We start from the raw sequence: 20,145 nt of genomic DNA on the forward strand, positions 1-20,145 counted from the left end.
TTTGATGGGTCTCTGCGGATTGAATGACGGGCTCTGGTTCACAAGACTGGCAGAAAAGCAGGCATGGCGAAAGGACCCTGGATGTCCCCCACGGAGGCGGGAGCACCGATGTGGCTGAGCGAGGACGACTGCGATCTCGACGCGTTCCGCTCGCTGGTCGAGCAGAGCACCGATCGGCAGCTGTATCCCACTGCCGAGCGGATCGAGCAGAACGTCCTGGTCTACGCCAGTGATCGGATCCGCGACCTCGCGGTCACCACGCGGGGGCGCCGGGAGGTGCAGGCCGAGTTGGCACGGGCCCTGCTGGACGGGCCCGGAGTCGTCGTTTTCAAGGGCGCGTTCCCGGACCCGGCAGTCGTGGACGCGGCCTCCGACGCCTTCAACGCGCTGATCGAGGAGGAACGTTCGAGCAGCACGTCCCGCGGTGACCACTTCGCCAAGCCCGGCGCCAACGACCGGGTGTGGAACGCCCTGGACAAGGTGGCCGTGCGCACGCCGGAGGTGTTCGCGGACTACTACGCCAACGACATGCTGGCCCTGATCTCCGAGGCCTGGCTCGGCCCCGCCTACCAGGTGACCTCGCAGATCAACGTGGTCAACCCGGGCGGCGCCGCGCAGAGCGTGCACCGCGACTACCACCTGGGCTTCCTGAGCAACGACGTCGCCGCCACGTACCCCGCGCACGTCCACCGCCTCTCCCCCGTACTGACGCTCCAGGGCGCGGTCGCGCACTGCGACATGCCCGTGGAGTCCGGGCCCACGTTGTATCTGCCGCACTCGCAGAAGTACGAGCCCGGCTATCTGGCCTGGCGGCGCCCGGAGTTCATCGCGTACTTCGAGGAGCATCACGTCCAGCTCCCGCTGGAGAAGGGCGACGCGGTGTTCTTCAACCCCGCGCTCTTCCACGCCGCCGGGCACAACCGCTCGGCGGACATCAAGCGCATGGCCAACCTGCTGCAGGTCTCCTCCGCCTTCGGCCGCGCCATGGAGTCCGTGGACCGGGAGGCCATGGCCGTCGCCCTGTTCCCGGTGCTGCTGCGCCGCAAGGCGGAGGGCGCCCCGGAGAGCTGGCTGCGCCGCGTGGTCGCCGCCACGGCCGAGGGCTACCCCTTCCCCACCAACCTGGACCTCGACCCGCCGGTCGACGGTCTCGCTCCGCCCTCGCAGGCGGACACCCTCTGGCAGGCAGTCGCCGAAGGCTGGGCCCCGGCCCGGCTCCGCCAGGAACTACAGGCGGGCACCAAGCGCCGCCGGAGCTGAAGGAGAGAACAGCACTCATGGGACTGCTTGAGGACAAAGTCGTCCTCGTCAACGGCGGCAGCCAAGGCGTCGGCGCTGGAATCGTCCAGGCGGCCGTACGCGAGGGCGCGACCGTCGTCTTCACCGGACGCCGGGCCGACGTCGGCGAGAAACTCGCCGCGGACACCGGTGCCCACTTCGTACGCGCGGACCTGTCGGACGCCGCACAGGCGCGCGACAGCGTCGTACAGACGGTGGACACACACGGACGCGTCGACTGTCTCGTCAACGCGGCGGGGCTCACGTCACGTGGTTCGCTCCTGGACACCACACCGGAGCTGTTCGACGCGCACATCGCGATCAACCTGCGGGCGCCCTTCTTCGCCATGCAGGCCGCGGTCGCCGACATGACGGCCCGGAAGACGCCGGGCACCGTCGTGAACATCATCTCGAACTGCGCGCACGGCGGCCCGCCGCACCTGGCGCCGTACTCCACGGCGAAGGCCGGCCTCGCCGGGCTGACCCGCAACGCGGCCCACGCGCACCGCTGGGACCGCGTCCGCATCAACGGCCTCAACATCGGCTGGACCGACACCGAGGGCGAGGACGCCACCCAGCGTGCCTTCCACGGGGCGGGCGACGACTGGCGGGAAAAGGCCGCCGCAGCCCAGCCGATGGGCAAACTCGGGCAGGTCGACGAGATCGCCGATTTCGTCGTCTTCCTGCTCTCCGACCGCAGCGGTGTGGTGACCGGCTCGGTCATCGACTGGGACCAGATCGTCTTCGGCGGACTCGACTGAACCGCCCCCTGGGCTGAAGGAGCAAGATTCTCATGCGTATTGGCATCATGGGGCTGGGCCGGATCGGCGCGTTCCACGCGGAAACCCTGGCAGGACTCGAAACGGTGGACTCGCTGGTGGTCACCGACCCGGTGGCCGCGGCCGCCTCCTCCGCCGCGGAGCGGTTCGGGGCCACGGCGGTGGACTCCCCCGACGCGGTGCTGGCCGCCGGCGTGGACGGAGTGGTGATCGCCGCCGCGACCAACGCACACCCCGAGCTCATTCTCGCCGCCGTCAAGGCGGGCATCCCGGTCTTCTGCGAGAAGCCCGTGGCCCTCGGCATCGAGGAGAGCCTCGAAGTGCTGCGCGCCGTGGAAGGCGGCGGAGTCGAGGTGCACATCGGCTACAACCGGCGCTTCGACGCCGGCTGTGTCGCCGCGCGCGCGGCCGTGGTGAGCGGCGAACTCGGACTGCTGCACACCGTACGGTCCACCACCCTGGACCCCGCGCCGCCGCCCCCCGCGTACGTGGCCGTCTCCGGCGGCATCTTCCGCGACTGCAGCGTGCACGACTTCGACATCGTGCGCTGGGTCACCGGCCGCGATGTCGTCGAGGTGTACGCGACCGGCGGCAACCGGGGCGCGGACTACATCGCGGCGGCGGGCGACGTCGACACCGCCTCCGCACTGCTCACCTTCGACGACGGCACGATCGGCGTCATCTCCAACTCCCGGCACAACGCCCGGGGTTACGACGTCCGCCTGGAGGTGCACGGCATGAAGGACAGCATCGCCGTGGGCCTGGAGGACAAGCTGCCGCTGCGGTCCGTCGAGCCGGGAGTCACTTTCCCCGCCGGCCCCCCGCACCACTTCTTCATGGACCGGTTCACCGACGCCTACCGCGCCGAGCTCACCGCGTTCACCGAGGTCGTGGCGGGCTCACGCCCCTCCCCCTGCACCGTGGCCGACGCCCTCGAAGCGAGCTGGATCGCCGAGGCCTGCACGCTGTCGCTGCACGAGCGCCGGCCCGTACGACTGGAAGAGGTGCGCAAGGTATGACGGACGAACCCCTACGGATAGGCGTTCTGGGCGCGGCCCGGATCGCTGAGCTCTCGATCGTCGGCCCTGCCCGTGTGACCGGCCACCGCCTCGTCGCGGTGGCCGCCCGCGACCGGTCCCGCGCCGAGGCCTTCGCCGCCGAGCACGATGTCGAACGGGTCCTGGACTCGTACGCCGACGTGATCGCCGACCCCGAGGTCGAGGTCGTCTACAACCCCCTCGCCAACGGTCTGCACGGGCCCTGGAACCTCGCCGCCATCGCCGCGGACAAGCACGTGCTGACGGAGAAGCCGTCCGCGAGCAACACGGAGGAGGCCATCGAGGTCCGGGACGCCGTCGCGAAGGCGGGCACGGCCTTCATGGAGGGCTTCCACTACCTGTTCCACCCGGTCACCCGGCGCCTGCACGAGCTGCTGGACAGCGGGGAACTGGGCGAACTCCGGCACGTGGAAACCACGATGCTCATGCCGGCGCCCGAGGACGACGACGTGCGCTGGTCGCATCCGCTGGCGGGCGGCGCGCTCATGGACCTGGGCTGCTACAGCCTGCACGCCCAGCGTGTGCTCGCGCCCTGGGCGGGCGGCGCACCGCGGCTCGTCGCGGCTCGCGGCGGGGAACGGCCGGGCGCGCCCGGAGTCGACGAATGGCTGGACGCCGAGCTGGCGTTCCCGAGTGGTGTCACGGGTACCGCCCGCTGCCACATGGCGTACCACGAGTGGGAGATGAGCTACCGGATCGTGGGCTCCCTCGGTGAGGCCACGGCGACGAACTTCGTCCAACCGCATCTCGACGACCGGGTCCTGGTCCGCACGGCCTCGGGCGAGCGCACCGAGATGCTCGGTCGCCGGTCCTCGTACACCTACCAGCTCGAAGCCTTCGCGGCCCATCTGCGGAGGGGCGCGCCGCTGCGTCTGGACGCCGATGACGCGCTCGCCACCATGCGGCTCATCGACGACTGCTACGAGGGGGCCGGGTTCTCGCCCCGGCCGCGAACGGTCCTTCCGACCTCGGGCTGAGAGGAACGAACGGGAGAGGGCGGTGCCTTCCGGCACCGCCCTCTCCCGTTCTCCCGTTGTGCGATCCATACCTCTGCAGATCTGCCGTCTACCGGTAGAAGTCGGGCCGCTCGATCAGCTCGACCTCGACGCGCCGGCCCTCCTGCTGGGCCCGCACGCCCGCCTCGCACACCGCGGCCGCCGCGTATCCGTCCCAGACGCTGGGCCCGGTGACCTCGCCGCGCCGGGTGGCGTCCACCCAGGCCCGTACCTGACGGTCGTACGCGTCCTCGAACCGCTCGATGTAGTCCGGTGTGACGCGGCCGCCCCACCGGCCGTCGGCGCTGAGCCGTGGTCCGTGCTCGTCACCGATGCCCACCACGCCCCGCTCGCAGACGGCTTCGGCCCACACCTGGTATCCGTAGCCGCAGTGGCCGAAGATCTCGACGTCGACGAGAGCCCCCGACTCGGTCTCGAACAGGACGAGTTGGGGGTCGCTCATGCCTTCCGGCGCCAGTGAGGACGGAGTCGGCTTGAGGACCGTGACCGCGGTGATCTCCTGATCGAGGAGCCAGCGGGTCACGTCCATCTCGTGCACCACCGAGTCGTTGATGAGCATCTCGGTGGTGAACCCCGACGGCATAGAGGGGTTGCGGTGCCGCTGATGCACCATCAGCGGCCTGCCCAGTTCCCCGCCGTCGAGCAGTTGCTTGAGCTTCACGTACTCGGAGTCGTACCGGCGCATGAAGCCCACCTGCACCCGGCGGTGCCCGAGCCGCTGTTCCGCCTCCAGGACCCGTAGCGCGGAGGCCGCGTCAGGGGTGAGCGGCTTCTCGCACAGGACCGGCAGGTCACGGCCGAGGGCTTCGAGCAGGGCCGCCTCGTGGGCGGGCCCGGGAGACGCGATCAGCACGGCGTCCACGTCATCCGCGGCCAGCGCGACCGCGGCTTCGGTGTACGCCGTGCAACCGTCCAGCGAGTCGGCGAGGGCCTTGGACCGCTCCGCGTCGATGTCCACGACTGCGGTCACCCGCGCCCCGCTGATGACGTGCTGGAGCCTTCGGACATGATCGGCCCCCATCTTGCCGGTGCCGATGACTGCTACGCCGAGTACTCCCTGAGGTGACATATGTGCAGTGTCTCTCCCATACCTGCGGATCAGTCCTGTGACTGAGGATCAGTTGCCTTCGGACGAGGGTCAGTTGCGCTGCGCCCCGACCTGAAGCTCTGCCTCTTCGGGGAGTTCTTCGACGTCGACGCCGCGGACCTGGGCCAACTCGTGTTTGAGTGCGGCGAGTTCGGCGCCGCCGGCCATGTGGTTGGTGAGTTCTTCGAGGCTGACGTCGGCGCGGGCGGCGGAGAGTTCCATGGTGCCCAGGCGCAGGACGCTGAAGTGGTCGCCGACCATGTAGGCGTGGTGGGGGTTGTGGGTGATGAAGATGACGCCCAGGCCGCGGTCGCGGGCGGCGGCGATGTACTTCAGGACCACGCCGGACTGTTTGACGCCGAGGGCTGCGGTGGGTTCGTCGAGGATGAGGACGCGGGCGCCGAAGTAGACGGCGCGGGCGATGGCCACGGACTGGCGCTGGCCGCCGGAGAGGGTGCCGATGGGCTGGTCGAGGTCGTCCAGGACGATGCCCATATGGCGCAGTTCGGTGTCGGCGGTCTCCTTCATCCGCTCGATGTCGAGGCGGCGGATCGGCCAGGGGCCCTTGGTCATCTCGGAGCCGAGGAAGAAGTTCCGCCAGACCGGCATCAGCGGGACGGTGGCGAGGTCCTGGTAGACGGTGGCGATGCCCTTGTCGAGGGCCTCGCGCGGGTTGCTCAACTGCACCGGGTGGCCGTCGATGAGGAACTCGCCCTCGGTGTGCTGGTGCAGGCCGGAGATGATTTTGATGAGGGTGGACTTGCCGGCGCCGTTGTCACCCAGCACACAGGTCACCTGGCTGGGATACACCGCTAGGTCCACGCTGTGCAGGGCCCGGACGTTGCCGTAGGCCTTGCCCGCACCCTTCAGCTCGACGGTGGGTGGGCCGTCCGCCGGCGCGGTGTTCTTGGGGGCCGTCCCGTTGGATGAGACCGGCCCGTCGGCGGTGATGGGGTTGGTGGTCATGGCTTTACCTCCGGGTGGCCTGGCGGCGGACCCACAGATTGACGAGGGCGGCGAGCAGGAGCATGACGCCGAGGAAGGCCTTGAACCAGTCGGGGTTCCAGTTGGCGTAGACGATGCCCTGGGAGACCATGCCGAAGATGAAGGCACCGATGACCGGGCCGATCGCCGATCCGTAGCCGCCGGTGAGCAGGCAGCCGCCGATGACCGCGGCGATGATGTACAGGAACTCGTTGCCCACGCCCTCGCCGGACTGGACGGTGTTGAACGAGAACAGGATGTGCATCCCGACGAACCAGGCACCCGCCCCCACCCCCATGAACAGGGCGATCTTGGTGAAGGTGACCGGCACACCGACCGCACGGGCCGATTCCTTGTTGCCGCCGGTGGCGAAGATCCAGTTGCCGAACTTGGTGCGCAGCAGCAGCCAGGTCGCCGCCGCCGCGAACACGAACCAGTAGAACACCGTGATCTTCACATCGACGCCGCCGATGCTGATCTCGGACGCGAAGACCTGCTTGGCCTGGTCGAATCCGTCCATGTCACTGATCGAGTCGGTCGCCACGTTCCCGGTGAAGATCTTCGTGATGGCGAGGTTCGCGCCCTGCAGGATCAGGAACGTGCCCAGTGTGATCAAGAAGCTGGGAAGGCCGGTGCGTACGAGCAGGTAGCCGTTGAACGCGCCGATCGCCAGGGACACCAGCAGGGCGACGATGACGCCGGTCCACACGTTCATGGAGAGCTGGAAGCTCCACATGCTCGCGGTCAGCGCCGAAGTCGTCACGGCCACACCGGCGGAGAGGTCGAACTCGCCGCCGATCATCAGCAGGGCCACCGGCAGGGCCATGATGCCCATCACCGAGGACTCGTAGAGCACGTTGGCCAGCGAACCGGCCTCACGGAAGGGGGAGGCGACCGCGAAGAAGAACACGTACACGGCGATCGCCGCGATGAGTGCGCCGATCTCGGGGCGGGCCGCCAGCCTGCGGGACAGGGACCGTTGTGAGGTCCGGCCGTCCTTGGGGGCGGCCGGCGGAGCCGGCGACGAGGAGCTCGTCGCCGGTGCCGTTGCCTGGGACATGGAAATCACCGAGTGCCCTTCGCGGCGAACTTCGCGATGGTCTCGACGTTCGACTTGTCGACGAACGCCGGACCGGTCAGCACCGGCGCCTGACCGCCACCGCTGAAGTTGCCGTTGGTCTTGTAGAGCCACAGGGAGTCGACCGAGAGGTAGCCCTGCAGGTACGGCTGCTGGTCGACCGCGAACTGGATGTCGCCGTCCTCGATGGCGCCGATCAGGTCCTTGTTGAGGTCGAAGGTCGCGACCTTGGCCTTGCTGCCCGCGTCGTCCACGGACTGCACGGCGGTCAGCGAGAACGGGGCACCGAGGGTGACCACGTAGTCGATCGCCGAGTCCTGCTTGAGCTTCGCGGTGATCGTCGACTTCACGGACGGCATGTTCGTGCCGTTCACGTAGAGGATCTCCGTCTTGCCCTTGAAGCCTTCCTTGACGCCCTTGCAGCGCGCCTCCAGGGCGACGTGGCCCTGCTCCATGATCACGCAGATGTTGTGCTTGGCCCCGACACCGTTGAGCTTCTCGCCGAAGGCCTTGCCTGCGACGTACTCGTCCTGGCCGAAGTACTCCAGCAGACCCTGCTCCGCCCAGTCGTCGACGCCTCCGTTGAAGCCGACGACCGGGATGCCCGCCGCCTTGGCCTTGGCCACCGTGGACTTCATGGCGTCGGGCTTGGCCAGGGTGACCGCGATGCCGTCGACCTTCTGGTCGATCGCGTTCTGGACCAGGTTGGCCTGCTTGGCACCGTCGGGGTTGCTGGAGTAGATCAGCTCGACGTTGTCCTTGGCGGCGGCGGCTTCCGCCCCCTTGCGGATCGTGTCCCAGAAGGTGTCGCCGGGGGCCGCGTGGGTGATCATCGCGACCTTCATGCGGGGGGTGTCGGCCTTGCCGGCCGACGCGGCCCCCGTGTCCTCCTCGGCCTTCTTGCCACCGGAGTCACTGGAACAACCGGTGACTATCAGGGCCGCCGCGGCGGCCGCGGCGACGAGGGCGATTCTGCGGGAACGGGGGTGGATAGAGCGGTTCATCTTGCCGGCACCTCACTGTGCAGGGGAAAGGAGCAGCGCCCGACCGGGCAGAGGCTCCGGTCACATACCGTTAACACGGCTGTTGCCTATGACGGGATACAAGCCCCAGTAGCACCTCAGCGTCAATATACGTAAAGGCATCATTTACCCATCAAGGGAAAACGGTAGAACATCTCCTTGACGACGGTTCCGTGTGCCATCTACACCTGAAATGGCCGGGGTCACTGTCGGCCTTTCCGATTCAGGGGTCCTCGTGTCTGGCCGAGCGCTCAATAAATCACTCGCGCGATACCGGCCTGCTCAATGTGATCGCTATGGAGCGGCTGTGAATCGGCCTGCCCACCCATGTGAGAGGAACCTCGTGAAGACCATCGCCCATTGGATCAACGGCAAGCCCGCGGAGGGCGTTTCAGGACGTCAGAGCCCTGTGTACGACCCGGCAACGGGCATCCAGGCCAAGCAGACCCCCCTCGCGACCGTCGACGAGGTCGACGCGGCGATCGCCGCCGCGAAGGACGCCTACGCGACCTGGGGCACCTCCTCGCTCGCCAAGCGGTCCACGATCCTCTTCAAGTTCCGGGCGCTGCTGGACGCGCACCGTGACGAGATCGCCGAGCTGATCACCGCCGAGCACGGCAAGGTCCACTCCGACGCGCTCGGCGAGGTCGCGCGCGGCCTGGAGATCGTGGACCTGGCGTGCGGGATCACCGTGCAGCTCAAGGGCGAGCTGTCGACCGAGGTGGCCTCCCGGGTCGACGTCGCCTCGATCCGCCAGCCGCTGGGTGTGGTGGCCGGCATCACGCCGTTCAACTTCCCGGCGATGGTGCCGATGTGGATGTTCCCGCTGGCCATCGCGTGCGGCAACACCTTCGTGCTCAAGCCCAGCGAGAAGGACCCCTCCGCGTCCGTCAGGCTCGCGGAGCTGTTCGCGCAGGCGGGGCTGCCGGACGGCGTGCTGAACGTCGTGCACGGCGACAAGGTGGCCGTCGACCGTCTCCTGGAGCACCCGGACGTCAAGGCGGTCTCCTTCGTCGGCTCGACCCCGATCGCCCGCTACATCCACACCACCGCCTCCGCCAACGGCAAGCGCGTCCAGGCCCTCGGCGGCGCCAAGAACCACATGCTGGTCCTGCCCGACGCCGACCTGGACGCCGCCGCCGACGCCGCGGTGAGCGCGGCGTACGGCTCGGCGGGCGAGCGCTGCATGGCCATCTCGGCCGTCGTCGCCGTCGGCGCCATCGGCGACGAACTGGTGGAGAAGATCCGCGAACGCGCCGAGAAGATCAAGATCGGTCCCGGCAACGACCCGGCCTCCGAGATGGGCCCGCTGATCACCGCCGCCCACCGCGACAAGGTCGCCTCGTACGTGACGGGCGCGGCCGCCCAGGGCTCCGAGGTCGTCCTGGACGGCACCGGCTACACGGTCGAGGGACATGAGGACGGCCACTGGATCGGGCTCTCGCTGCTCGACAAGGTGCCGACGAGTTCGGACGCGTACAGGGACGAGATCTTCGGCCCGGTGCTGTGCGTGCTGCGCGTGGACACCTACGAGGAGGGCGTGGCCCTCATCAACAGCTCCCCGTTCGGCAACGGCACCGCGATCTTCACCCGGGACGGCGGCGCGGCCCGCCGCTTCCAGCTGGAGATCGAGGCGGGCATGGTCGGCGTGAACGTGCCGATCCCGGTGCCGGTGGGCTACCACTCCTTCGGCGGCTGGAAGGACTCCCTCTTCGGGGACCACCACATCTACGGCAACGACGGCACCCACTTCTACACCCGCGGCAAGGTCGTCACCACCCGCTGGCCCGACCCCGCCGACGCCCCCACCGGCGTCGACCTCGGCTTCCCACGCAACCACTGAACACCCCGCACACCCGCGTCGGGCCGTCCGGAATTCCGGGCGGCCCGACGCGTTTTTCGCGGGGTTCCAAGTGCTCGTACACGCCTGAGAGCCGCGCACCCGGCGGGCGGCGGCTGGCAGGTGGCGGATGGCGGATGGCAGGACGGAAACCGGGGTGGCGGAGACGACCGTGGTTTCGTCCCCGCCGCCCCGGCGGCCTAGTTCAGCACCGACCCGACGTCGCTACTTCAGCACCGCCGCAGCGGTCTTGAACGCCGCCTCGGCGGCCTCCCGCACCGGAAGCGCGCGGTGCGTGTCGGACAGGATCTCCACCCCCCACGGACCGGACCAGCCGGCCGTGCGGAGCGCGGAGATGATCCCCGGCAGGTCGAAGGAGCCCTCGCCGCACAGGCGCCGGCGCCGGACCGTGTCCTCGAAGAGCGTGCCGATCACCTCACTGTCGGCGTCGTTGAGCTCCACACCGACGATGCGCGACGCCGGTACGTCCGCGAGGTCGGCCGGTGGCGTGTGGGCGCGCTCGGTGTGCCAGACGTCGATGATGAGGCCGCCCGCGGGATGCCCGGCGGTCTCGACCAGCCGCAGACCGTCGTGCACGGTCTTGAGGTTGGACCAGGGCAGGAACTCGATCGCGAGCCGGGCGCCCACACCGTCGGTCTGCGCAGCCAGCGTGGCGAATTCCTCGGCCCAGTGGTCGAGTTCCCAGGGCCGGTCCTCGACGTCCGGTCCGATCTTGAGGTGGTGGGCGCCGAGTGCCTCGGCCGTCCGCAGAAGATCCAGACGGACGGCGTCCGACGCGGCACGCCGTGGCCCGTCCGCCCACCAGTCGACCAGGAGCTCCAGCTCCAGGTGGACCAGTCCGTTGTCCTCGAAGAGGGACCGGACGCCGGACAGTCCGTACGTGCGCTCGGCCTCCACCAGGTCCGCGTGCAACAGGCCGAAGCCCTTGAACCCGGCGGCGCTCGCCGCTTCCACCCGCTCCCGCAGCGTCAGCGGACTGCGCCCGTCGGGCTGCCCGGGCGCGACATCGCCCGCGGTGGTCCAACAGGTGGCCAGCAGGTCTTCAGTAGTCATACCTGTTTCCTCTTCATAACGATTTCAGGGAACCCGTCCCGGCCACGGTCATCGTCAAGGCCATTCCTTATCAAGGCCATTCCGATGATTCTCATCCGCGTCAATACGGCGAACAGCTGATAAATCCAAGCCGCTTGACATCGGCCCGGCTCCCTTTGATTCCACCCCGAAAGGCAAATCTCGGCAACCCGTCAAAAACACATCACAGATGTGCGTCGCTCAGCACGGTGCGCAGGTGCTCCGCGCTGGCCCACACATCGTCCACGGGCCCCTTGCCGGCGGGCTCTTCGGTGAGGATGGTGTCCTGCTCAAGGACGTACCAGCCGTCGTAGCCGCGAGCACCGAGGTGGGTCACGATGGCCCGGACGTCCACGTCACCGGCGCCGAGCGGGCGGTACATGCCCTCCCGGACGGCTTCCGTATACGTGAGGCGCCCCGACTGGACCTTGGCGGCGAGGGCGGCGTTCACGTCCTTCATGTGGGTGTGGGCGATCCGCTCGGGTGCCTGCCGGGTGAGCTCGGCGGGGTCGGTGCCGCCTATGAGCAGGTGGCCGGTGTCGAGGCAGAGGGCGATCGAGGAGTGCTCAAGGACGCGCTGGACCTCGTCGCCGTTCTCGATCATCGTGCCGACGTGCGGGTGCAGCACGGCCCGTACGCCGCGTTCCGCGGCCAGTGCGGTCAGCCGGTCGAGGTTGGACAGCAGCAGCTTCCAGCCGTCGGCGTCGAGCTCGGGCCGGGAGTCGTAGCCGTCCCGCCCCGTGATGGCCGACAGGACGAGGACGTCGGCCTTGGACGCGGCGTAGCTCTCCAGGAGCGTCTCGACCTCGGGCAGCGGGTCGTGCCCGGGCACGTGCAGCAGGAGCGGGGTGAAGCCGCCGACGGCCCGGAGGTCGTGGTGGGCGAGGACCTGCGCCATGGCCTGCGGCTCGCCGGGCAGGAAGCCCTCGGGTCCTATCTCGGTGGCGGCGAGACCGACCTCGCGCATCTCCTTCAGGACCCGCTCGGGCGTCAACTGGTAGCCCCAGCCGGGTACTTCGCACACGCCCCACGAGATGGGCGCTCCGGCGATTCGCTGTGCTTGGGTGTTCATGCCGTGGCCTTTCGGTGGTTCCAGTCGGGGTTGGCGACCGCGGCCGGCGGACGCCCGGCGAGCACGTCCGCGACGCCGCGGGCGGCGTCGACGAAGGTCAGGGCCATGGCCCTGCTCGTCATGCCCATCAGATGCGGGGTGAGGACGACGTCCGGGTGGTCGAACAGCGGGTGGTGGACTGCCGGCTCGGGATCGAAGACGTCCAGTCCGACACCGGCCAGCCGACCGAGCTCCAGGGCGATCAGGGTGGCGTCCGGGTCGAGCAGACCGCCCCGGCCGCAGTTGACGAGGATCGTCCCGGGCTTGACCCGGGACAGCAGGTCCTCGCCGACCAGGTGGTGCGTGCTCTCGGTGAGCGGGACGTGCAGGGTCAGTACGTCGCTCACTTCGGCGAGCTCACCGAGATCGGCGCAGGCCACCTCGGGCGGGGGCGGGCTGTACGGGTCGTACGCCAGGGTGCGCATCCCGAAGGCGGAGGCGAGTTCACCGACGCGGCGGCCGATGCGGCCGTAGCCGACGATGCCCATGGTGGCGCCGTCGAGGTCGCCGACGGGCACGGTGTTCCGCTCGGCCCAGCGGTTCTCGCGCACCAGGTCGGTGAGCTGGCGCAGCCGTTTGGTCAGGTGCAGGGTCATGGCGAGGACGCCCTCGGCCACGGCCCGTGAGCCGCTCTGCGGGGTGATGACCACGGGGATGCCGCGGGCGGTCGCCGCGGCCACGTCGACGAGGTCCACACCGACTCCGGTGCGGGCGATGACGCGCAGCCGCGGCGCCCGTGCGAGGAAGTCCTCGTCGACGTGGCGGTCGGCGCGGACGATGGCGCCTTCCGCGACCGCGAGGTCGTCGGGCGTGGGGTGGGTGACGAAGGTGACCCGGTCGCCGAGGATGCCGCAGACGGTGTCCGGGTCGACCGGGCCGAGGGCCACTACGACATGCCCGTCCACGCGATCAGCTCCGTGCCTGGTGACCGAAGGTAGCCCCGGCGACGTCCGGCACCGGCTCCCAGGCGCCGCTCTCGGCGGAGGCGGCGGCCGCGGAGATCACCTCGGCGACGGCGTGCGCGTCGTCGATCGTGGAGTTATGGTGTTCGAGGCCGGCCACGGCGGCGAGGAACTTCTTCGCCTCGATGACCTTCAGGTCGTCGTAGCCCATGCTGTTGCCGGGGCCGGGCTGGAAGCTGGCGTAGTCGCCCATGTGGCCGTTGCCGAGCACGGTGGTGTAGCCCTGGTGCGGGCCACTGCGGTCGAGGGCGACGCGCAGCTCGTTCATCCGCTCGAAGTTCCAGGTGAGCGAGCCGTCGGTGCCGTAGATCTCGAAGCCGATGCCGCACTGCGGGCCGACGATGGTCCGGGACGCCTCCAGCGTGCCGACGGCGTCACCGTGGAAGCGGACGAGGGCGGCGGTGTAGTCGTCGTTCTCGACCTGTGCCATCTCGCCGTCCTCGATGACGGCGAAGTGCGTGCCCGAGCCCATCGGGAGGATCGGGCGCTCGGTGTAGACGGTGCTGGTGAGCGCGGAGACCTCGCGGATCGGGGCGACGACGTAGCTGACCAGGTCCACGACGTGGCTCATCAGGTCGCCCAGCGCGCCGTGTCCGGCCAGTTCCCGCTTGAAGCGCCAGGACAGGGCGCCCTTGGGTTCGGAGGCGTAGCCGGAGAAGAACGTGGCGCGCACGTTGGTGATACGGCCCAGCCTTCCCTCGGCGACGAGCTCCCTGGCCCGCTCGACCGCGGGGGCGTGGCGGTAGTTGTAGCCGATGGACGTCACCACTCCGGCGGTACGGGCCGCGGCGGCGACCTCGGCGGTCTCCTCCGCACCGCGTCCGACGGGCTTCTCGATCCAGAAGGGCTTGCCCGCCTTGGCGGCGGCGATGCCTATCTCGTGGTGGAGCATGTTCGGCGCGCAGATCGACACGACCTCGACGTCCGGGTCGTCCAGGACGGCGCGGTAGTCGGTGCCCGCCTTCTCGTAGCCGAGTACGTCACGGGCGTAGGCCGCGCGGTCCTCGGCCGTGTCCGCCGCGTGGACGAGCCGGGGCTTGAGGCCCAGCTCGGGGTAGACGGAGGGCAGTGCCTGGTAGGCGCGGCTGTGCAGCTTGCCCATCCAGCCGACGCTGATCAGTCCGACGCCGATCTCGCGTGCGGCGCCCGAGGGGGTCGTGGTCATGAGTGTGTCTCCTGGTGGTCCCGGGGCTCCGGCCGGGCCTCGCCGAGGGCGGCGGACAGGGCGGCTGCGAGCAGGGTCGAGTCGGATCCGATGGCGATGAACGTCCAGCCCTCGGCGCGTTTGGCGGCGGCCGCCGGGCCGTCGGGTACGAGGAGTCCGCACGCCTTGCCGTGTGCGGCGGCGGCCTTGCGTACGCGTTCCAGGGCCTCGCGGTAGACCGGGGCCGCGAAGTCGCCCGGCACGCCGAGGTCGTGGCTGAGGTCGCGGGGGCCGACGAACAGTACGTCGACGCCGTCCAGTGCGGCGATCGCCTCGACCTCCGCCAGGGCGCTCGCCGACTCGATCTGGACGACGCCGAGGATCTCGCCCTCACGGTCCAGGGCGGCGGAGTCGAGTCCGAAGCGACAGGCACGGTTGTACGTGGCCACGCCCCGATCCCCCGCGGGCGGGTAACGCAGGTGCCGTAGCGCTTCCCGGACCTCGGCCGCCGTGTCGAGGCGCGGCAGCATGATCCCGGCGACGCCCAGGTCGAGTACGCGGCCGATGCGGATGCGGGCCGCGGACTCGACGCGTACGACGGTGGGAACTCCGTAGGCGGCGGCCACCGGTACGGTCGTGCGGGCCTGTTCCTCTCCCCCGGCGCCGTGTTCGAGGTCGAGGAGGAGCCAGTCGGCGCCGGCGGCGGCACACACCTCGGCCGTCATCGAGGAGGCCGTTCCCACGAAGGTGCCCAGGGTGAGCTCTCCCGCGGCGAGTCGGGCGCGCAGCCGGCCGTGGTCCAGCGGTGAGCGGTTCATCCGTACCACCTCTGGGAGGCCAGGCCCTCTTCGTACTCGCTGCGCAGCTGGGTGACCGACTCCTGCTCGGACACCTCGGCGGGCGCCACGTCCCACCACACACCCGCGCCGGGCAGGTCCGCGTGCGGGACGACGGGTACGACGAGGACGACGGGGCCCGCGTGGTCGCGGGTCTCGGCGAGTGCGGTGCGCACCTCGTCGGCGGTGGTGGCACGCATGGCGCGGGCGCCGAGTCCCGTCGCGGTCTGGACGAGGTCGACCTTGAGGTAGTCGCCCTCCAGGCGGGCCGGCTTGGTGTCGCCGCCGGCCTCCGCCAGATGGAGGCCGCCCTCCCGATAGCGGAACTCGTTGCCGAACTCCCGCCCGTTGCGCAGCATTTGGAGGCGGTGGATGACCTGGTACCCGTGGTTCTCCGGGATCACGATGGTGAGCGGGAGCTTCTCCTGGGCCGCGGTGACCAGTTCGGTCGGCGCCATGAGGAAGGTGCCGTCGCCCAGCAGGGACAGCACGCGCTTGGCCGGGTCGGGGGTGGCGAACCGTACGCCGATCGCCGCGGGCAGCTCGTAGCCCATGCAGGAGAAGCCGAACTCCAGATGGGCGCGGCGGCCTTCGGTGGCGTCCCACACCTTCTGGAGGTCGCCGGGCGGGCCACCGGCGGCGGCGATGATCGTGTCGCCGTCCTGTGCGTGCTCCTGTAGCAGGCCGATCAACTGGCCCTGGGTGAGCACCGCGTCGGTGTCGCGTACTACGTCCGAGTCGTCCGGCAGGGCCGAGACGTCGAAGGGTGTGTCCGGGTCGAGGGCAGCGGCGCGCTGGGCCCACCATGTCTCGTGCAGCGCACGCGCCTTGTCCTGCCAGTCCGTGGAGGTGGTGGTGCCGTTCGCGCGGACCGCTTCCGTCAGTGCGGCGAGGGCCCGCTTGGCGTCGGCCACGATCCCTGTGGCGCCCAGACGGCTCACGTCGTGCACGTTGACGTTGACGGCGGCGAACCGCACGTCCGGGTTCTGGAAGATCGAGTGCGAGGCCGTGGAGAAGTCCGTCAGCCGCGAGCCCACGGTCAGCACGAAGTCGGCTTCCCTGGCCAGGGTGTTGACGGCCGGGGTGCCTTCCAGACCGATGCCGCCCAGCTGCCACCAGGCCCGGCGCTGGACCGCGCCCTTGCCCGCGAACGTCTCCGCCACGGGGATCCCCGCCGCGTCGGCCAGCGCCTCCAGCTCCTCGGTGGCACCGGAGTACACGACACCGCCACCGGCGATGATCAGCGGCTTCTCCGCCTCGGCGAGCATCCGGGCCACCGCGGCGACCTCGTCGGCGTCCGCCGCGGGCCGCCGGATCGGCCAGTCGCGCTCGGCGAAGAACTCCACCGGGTAGTCGTACGCGTGGGACTGGATGTCCTGCGGGAGGGAGACGACGACCGCGCCGGTGTCCACGTCGGTGAGGGCGCGCATCGCCGCGGGCAGCGAGGTGAGCAGCTGCTCGGGCCGGGTGATGCGGTCGAAGAACCGGGAGACGGGCCGGAAGGCGTCGTTGACGGAGGTGTCGGCCTCGACGGGGTGCTGCAACTGCTGGAGTACGGGCCCCTGGTGGCGGGTCGCGTAGGTGTCGCCGGGCAGCAGCAGGACGGGCAGCCGGTTGACGGTCGCGAGTCCCGCGCCGGTGACCATGTTGAGGGCGCCCGGGCCGATGGAGGCGGTGACCGCCAGGGTGGCATGCCGGGTGGACGCCTTGGCGTAGGCCGTGGCGATGTGGACGAGGGCCTGCTCGTTGCGGCCCTGGACGAAGGGGAGTTCGTCGCTGAGCTGGTCCAGCGCCTGGCCGAGTCCTGCCACGTTGCCGTGGCCGAAGATGCCCAGGGCGGCGGGTATCAGACGGCGTCGCTCGCCGTCGGCCACAGAGTGCTGGCGGGAGAGGTAGGTGACGAGTGCCTGGGCCACCGTGAGGCGCACGGTGCGCCGGGTCGTCGGGTCAGTCATGGTCGGGCTCCTGTTGGGGAGATGCCCACGGCCCTCGGGCGGCGTGGATGTCCGGAGTCGGATGGGGAGGGGGGATCGGAGTGCCGCGAGCTCACCAGGGACGGCCGTGCAGCACGATGGTCTTCACCTCGGTCATCTCACTGACCGCCGCGCGCGGGCCCTCCTTGCCGTAGCCGCTGCCCTTCAGGCCGCCGTACGGCATCAGGTCGGCGCGCCACAGCGGCGTCCAGTTGATGTGCACCGAGCCCGCGTCGATCTCGCGTACGGCCCGGATCGCGCCGGCCACGTCGGAGGTGAACACGCCCGCTCCCAGGCCGTACGCAGTGCCGTTGGCCTGGGCGATCGCGGACTCCCAGTCCGCGGCCGAGCTGACGGCGACGGCAGGTCCGAACAGTTCCTGCTGGCTGAAGGCGGAGTCGGGGTGGACGTCGGCCACGACGGCGGGGCTCACGACGGCCCCGTCGCGCTCGCCGCCGGTCAGGATCCGGGCGCCGTCGGTGCCGGCCTGGGCGATGGCCCGCTCCACGCGCTCCGCCTCGGCGGTCGTGATCAGCGTGCCCATCGTCGTCTCGGAGGACGACGGGTCGCCGGTCCGGATGGCCTTGACCTTGGGGACGAGCGCGTCGAGGAAGTCGGAGGTGATCGAGGGGTGGGTGATGACCCGCTGGACGGAGATGCACACCTGCCCGGCGTTCACATAGCCGCCCAACGCGACCGCGCTCGCGGCGAGTTCGATGTCCGCGTCCGGCAGGACCACGACCGGGCAGGAGGCGCCCAGTTCGAGGGAGAGCTTCTTCACCCCGGCGACCCGCGCGATGTGCTCGCCGGTGGTGGTGGAACCCGTGAAGGAGATCTTCCGCACCCGGGGGTCCGTGACGAGCAGGTCTCCGAGCACCCCGCCGGAGCCGACGAGCACCGAGAGGACGCCCTCGGGAAGCCCGGCGTCGACGAAGCAGGAGGCGAGTTCCAGCGCGGTCAGCGGGGTGGAGGTGGCCGGCTTGAGGACGACGGCGTTGCCCGCCGCGAGAGCCGGTGCCAGTTTGTGCAGGACGAGCAGGGCGGGGTAGTTGAAGGGCGTGATCGCCACCACGACACCGCAGGGCTGGCGCAGGGTGAAGCCGACCTTGTCGAAGCCGGTGCCGCGGTTCGCGTCCAGGGGCAGCGTCTCGCCGTAGAGCTGGGTCCCCTCGAAGGCCGCGAGCCGGATCAGGTCACCGGAGCGCGATGCCTCGCCGGTGGCCTCGGTGATGGTCTTGCCCGACTCCGCGCTGATGGTCTGCGCAATCTTGCTGGCTCGCTCGTCGGCCAGTTCGGCGGCTCGCAGCAGGATGGTCATCCGCTCGTGGGCGGGCGTGCGCCGCCACACCGCGGCTCCTCGTTCGGCCGCGGCCAGGGCCACGTCGACGTCCTCAGGGCCGGCGAGTGCCACGGTGCCGACGGGCGAACCGTCGAAGGGTGACTTCACTTCCCGTGTCCGTCCCGGCCCTGTCGACGCTTGCCACCGGCTTCCGATGAGCAGCTCCGTCGGTGCCATCGCGTTCTCCCTTCAGACAGCCGTCAGCTCTGGAACGCGGCTCTCGCGAGATCCCGCGGGTGAGCGGGAAGGGGCGAGGGCCGACGGCCAGGCCGTTTACGTGGGCGCAACGTTAGGTGCGTTCCGGCGGAATATTGAAGGGGTGGGATCCATCAATAGACCATCATTGGTCCCATCTTTTTCCCGTCATCGGGATCACCGTCCCGGCGGGCGCGGAAGAAAACAGCGGAACGGCTGTTGAGAGAACAGAGCCCAGTTCTTCCAGCGGAGAGACCATGGTGAACGAGCAGCATCACGAAGCCCGACCGGGCCCCGACCTGGGCTCTCGTCTCGGAGGGGCACGGTTCTCCGTCCTCGACCGCTCGCGCACCCGGGAGGGACACGACGCCCCCGAGGCGCTCCGCGACACCGTCGGGCTGGCACGGGAACTGGAAAGTCTCGGCTACCACCGGATCTGGGTCTCGGAGCACCACGGCGTGCCGGGTGTGGCCGGTTCCGCGCCGACCGTGCTGGCCGCCGCGGTCGCCGCCGCGACCCGCACGATCCGGGTGGGCACGGGCGGGGTGATGCTGCCCAACCACCAGCCCTTGGTGGTGGCCGAGCAGTTCGGCGTTCTGGAGTCCCTGTTCCCCGGCCGCATCGACATGGGCCTGGGCCGTTCCGTCGGGTTCACGGACGGCGTACGGAAGGCGCTGGGCCGGGACAAGGACGTGGCCGAGGACTTCGAGGCCCAGCTGGACGAGCTGCTCGGCTGGTTCCGCGGCACGTCCCCGACCGGTGTGCACGCACGCCCCGCCGAGGGCCTGACCGTGCCGCCGTTCGTGCTGGCCATGGGCGAGGGCGCCACGATCGCCGCCCGGGCCGGCCTCCCCATGGTGATCGGCGACCTCAGGAACCGCGACAAGATGCGCCGCGGCATCGACCACTACCGCGAGACGTTCCGGCCGTCCGCCTGGGCGCGGGAGCCGTACGTGGTCATCTCCGGCACGGTCGCGGTCGCGGAGAGCCCGGAGGAGGCTCGGCGTCTCCTGGTCCCGGAGGCCTGGTCGATGGCGTACTCGCGCACGCACGGCACGTTTCCGCCGCTTCCGTCCGCCGAGCGCGTCGAGTCGCTGACGATGACGGAGAGGGAGCGCGGTTTCTACGAATCCGGCCTCGCCGGCCATGTCGTCGGCACGGAGGAACAGGTCGCTCACGAGCTGGAGACGGTGATCAAGGAGACCGCGGCGGATGAAGTGCTGGTTACGACCAGCACGTATGACCGGGCGGCGCTGGTGGACTCGTATCGGCGGTTGGCGGGGGTTGTGGGGCTGGTCCCCTCGTGAGTGCTCCACTGGGGTCATCGGCCCTGCCTCGCCCGTCGTACCTC

General features: G+C 69.9%; 17 protein-coding genes. 6 read left to right on the plus strand and 11 right to left on the minus strand.

Features of this window, described 5'->3' with window-relative positions:
- Positions 1-81 precede the first annotated feature (81 nt).
- The 4 genes from ACZ5VQ_RS30315 to ACZ5VQ_RS30330 are packed head-to-tail and all read left to right on the plus strand — an operon-like array spanning position 82 to position 4,092.
- On the plus strand, positions 82-1,260 hold the full coding sequence (locus ACZ5VQ_RS30315; protein WP_469107657.1) for a phytanoyl-CoA dioxygenase family protein: 1,179 nt from the start codon (positions 82-84) through the stop codon (positions 1,258-1,260).
- Positions 1,261-1,277: 17 nt separating this feature from the next.
- Positions 1,278-2,039 (plus strand): SDR family oxidoreductase, encoded by a 762-nt coding sequence (locus ACZ5VQ_RS30320; protein ID WP_469107658.1) that lies wholly within the window; start codon positions 1,278-1,280, stop codon positions 2,037-2,039.
- A gap of 32 nt (positions 2,040-2,071) precedes the next feature.
- Positions 2,072-3,076: a Gfo/Idh/MocA family protein gene (locus tag ACZ5VQ_RS30325; protein ID WP_469107659.1), complete on the plus strand. Its 1,005-nt coding sequence runs from the start codon at positions 2,072-2,074 to the stop codon at positions 3,074-3,076.
- Positions 3,073-4,092 carry a Gfo/Idh/MocA family protein gene (locus ACZ5VQ_RS30330; RefSeq protein ID WP_469107660.1) on the plus strand — a complete coding sequence of 340 codons (1,020 nt, stop codon included), beginning with the start codon at positions 3,073-3,075 and terminating at the stop codon, positions 4,090-4,092. The genes ACZ5VQ_RS30325 and ACZ5VQ_RS30330 overlap by 4 nt, the downstream gene beginning before the upstream one ends.
- An 88-nt stretch (positions 4,093-4,180) precedes the next feature.
- Here the strand turns inward: ACZ5VQ_RS30330 and ACZ5VQ_RS30335 are convergent, their stop codons facing one another.
- The 4 genes from ACZ5VQ_RS30335 to ACZ5VQ_RS30350 form a co-directional block, all read right to left on the minus strand.
- Positions 4,181-5,200 carry a Gfo/Idh/MocA family protein gene (locus ACZ5VQ_RS30335; protein ID WP_469107661.1) on the minus strand — a complete coding sequence of 340 codons (1,020 nt, stop codon included), beginning with the start codon at positions 5,198-5,200 and terminating at the stop codon, positions 4,181-4,183.
- Between the two features lie 69 nt (positions 5,201-5,269).
- The gene (locus ACZ5VQ_RS30340; protein ID WP_469107662.1) at positions 5,270-6,184 is read right to left on the minus strand and encodes an ATP-binding cassette domain-containing protein; all 915 of its coding nucleotides are present in this window, start codon (positions 6,182-6,184) and stop codon (positions 5,270-5,272) included.
- Between the two features lie 4 nt (positions 6,185-6,188).
- Positions 6,189-7,262 (minus strand): ABC transporter permease, encoded by a 1,074-nt coding sequence (locus tag ACZ5VQ_RS30345; RefSeq protein WP_469106742.1) that lies wholly within the window; start codon positions 7,260-7,262, stop codon positions 6,189-6,191.
- Between the two features lie 5 nt (positions 7,263-7,267).
- Positions 7,268-8,284, minus strand: a complete 1,017-nt coding sequence (locus ACZ5VQ_RS30350) for a sugar ABC transporter substrate-binding protein (protein WP_469107663.1) — start codon at positions 8,282-8,284, stop codon at positions 7,268-7,270.
- A 361-nt stretch (positions 8,285-8,645) separates the two neighbouring features.
- On the opposite strand from ACZ5VQ_RS30350, the gene mmsA reads away from it, so the two are divergent.
- Positions 8,646-10,145: a CoA-acylating methylmalonate-semialdehyde dehydrogenase gene (mmsA, locus tag ACZ5VQ_RS30355; protein ID WP_469107664.1), complete on the plus strand. Its 1,500-nt coding sequence runs from the start codon at positions 8,646-8,648 to the stop codon at positions 10,143-10,145.
- Positions 10,146-10,367: 222 nt separating this feature from the next.
- Here the strand turns inward: mmsA and ACZ5VQ_RS30360 are convergent, their stop codons facing one another.
- The 7 genes from ACZ5VQ_RS30360 to ACZ5VQ_RS30390 form a co-directional block, all read right to left on the minus strand.
- Positions 10,368-11,216 carry a sugar phosphate isomerase/epimerase family protein gene (locus ACZ5VQ_RS30360; RefSeq protein WP_469107665.1) on the minus strand — a complete coding sequence of 283 codons (849 nt, stop codon included), beginning with the start codon at positions 11,214-11,216 and terminating at the stop codon, positions 10,368-10,370.
- A gap of 202 nt (positions 11,217-11,418) precedes the next feature.
- Positions 11,419-12,306 (minus strand): sugar phosphate isomerase/epimerase family protein, encoded by an 888-nt coding sequence (locus ACZ5VQ_RS30365; RefSeq protein WP_469107666.1) that lies wholly within the window; start codon positions 12,304-12,306, stop codon positions 11,419-11,421.
- On the minus strand, positions 12,303-13,250 hold the full coding sequence (locus ACZ5VQ_RS30370) for an NAD(P)-dependent oxidoreductase (RefSeq protein WP_469107667.1): 948 nt from the start codon (positions 13,248-13,250) through the stop codon (positions 12,303-12,305). Before ACZ5VQ_RS30370 ends, ACZ5VQ_RS30365 begins: the two co-directional genes overlap by 4 nt.
- A 4-nt stretch (positions 13,251-13,254) precedes the next feature.
- Positions 13,255-14,472, minus strand: a complete 1,218-nt coding sequence (locus ACZ5VQ_RS30375) for a Gfo/Idh/MocA family protein (protein WP_362083700.1) — start codon at positions 14,470-14,472, stop codon at positions 13,255-13,257.
- Entirely contained in the window at positions 14,469-15,269 is an 801-nt protein-coding gene (locus ACZ5VQ_RS30380; protein ID WP_469107668.1) for an HpcH/HpaI aldolase family protein, read from the minus strand. The genes ACZ5VQ_RS30375 and ACZ5VQ_RS30380 overlap by 4 nt, the downstream gene beginning before the upstream one ends.
- Positions 15,266-17,242: a 3D-(3,5/4)-trihydroxycyclohexane-1,2-dione acylhydrolase (decyclizing) gene (gene iolD, locus ACZ5VQ_RS30385; protein ID WP_362083706.1), complete on the minus strand. Its 1,977-nt coding sequence runs from the start codon at positions 17,240-17,242 to the stop codon at positions 15,266-15,268. Before iolD ends, ACZ5VQ_RS30380 begins: the two co-directional genes overlap by 4 nt.
- A 91-nt stretch (positions 17,243-17,333) precedes the next feature.
- Positions 17,334-18,776 carry an aldehyde dehydrogenase family protein gene (locus tag ACZ5VQ_RS30390; RefSeq protein WP_469107669.1) on the minus strand — a complete coding sequence of 481 codons (1,443 nt, stop codon included), beginning with the start codon at positions 18,774-18,776 and terminating at the stop codon, positions 17,334-17,336.
- A 275-nt stretch (positions 18,777-19,051) separates the two neighbouring features.
- Here ACZ5VQ_RS30390 and ACZ5VQ_RS30395 point away from each other — a divergent pair, with 275 nt between their 5' ends.
- Complete coding sequence (locus tag ACZ5VQ_RS30395; protein WP_469107670.1) at positions 19,052-20,101, plus strand: LLM class flavin-dependent oxidoreductase; 1,050 nt, start codon at positions 19,052-19,054, stop codon at positions 20,099-20,101.
- Positions 20,102-20,145: the final 44 nt, after the last annotated feature.

It is taken from the genome of Streptomyces sp. NPDC033178, from assembly GCF_055577685.1.